The 944-nt window shown below is 40.3% G+C and carries 1 protein-coding gene; it reads right to left on the reverse strand.

Annotated elements, in window-relative coordinates; genetic code table 11:
* Positions 1-944 (reverse strand): ABC transporter substrate-binding protein (locus ACFINF_RS09370; protein ID WP_375620611.1); only part of this gene is annotated, 944 nt, incomplete at both ends.

Raw genomic sequence — 944 nt, forward strand, 5'->3', positions numbered from 1 at the left:
ACGTTGTAAATCAGCATATATTTGCGCCCGTTTTTGTGGATCTTTTTGAAACAACGCCTCTTCAACTTTTTGATTCATCTTGGCATCAAAATACCCATACTGCCAACTAGGATAAGCTGTATTTTTTGCCTCAAACCGATTATCTGGATTATAAACAAGACGTGAAGCCATTGTATGAGGATCCGCAGAATCATTATTCCATCCAACAAAAGCCGTATCAAAAGCCCTTGCATTCACTTTTGAAAACAACTGTGTACCTGCCACACGTTCAATTTTAAGACGCACGCCCGCCTGCGCAGCACTATCTTGAAGTGACTGAGCAAGTAATAAAGTATAAGGAGTGTTTGATACGAGAAAATTTGCCTCAAATCCGTTCGGATAACCGGACTCTGCTAAAAGCTGCTTGGCTTTTTGAATATCAAGCTTAAAGGGTTGTCCTTCTTTTTCATCCAAAGCCCCAAAATTGCCAAGAGGAATAAAACTTGCCCGTGGAATACCAATCCCTTTGAGAAGCTTCTTGCCAAGACCTTCATAATCTATAAGATAACGCATCGCCAAGCGTACTTTTTCCTTAGCAAAAATGGGATTTGTCATATTGAATCCCCAGTACATCATGGATGGTTCTAACACTTCTTTGATTTTAACATCTGTTGTTTTTTGCAAATCTGCAAGATCTTCAGGTGTCAAATTACGAGCAACATCAATATCATGTTTTTGCAACAACAAGCGTTGTGTTCCAGGCTCCGCAACATGGCGAATTACAATCTGCTTTAGTTTAGGTGCTTGTCCCCAATAGTGAGAGCTTGCACGCAATAAAATCGCTTCTCCAGGGCGCCAACTTTTTAACTGATAAGGACCAACGCAAGCAGCATGAGTTTTCAAATACTGATTTCCCAAATCACCATTTTTTTCGTGTTTCATGATCGTCTTACGATCAAGCAAAG

Source organism: Bartonella sp. TS25HLJMH, from assembly GCF_042193505.1.
GTDB lineage: Bacteria > Pseudomonadota > Alphaproteobacteria > Rhizobiales > Rhizobiaceae > Bartonella > Bartonella grahamii.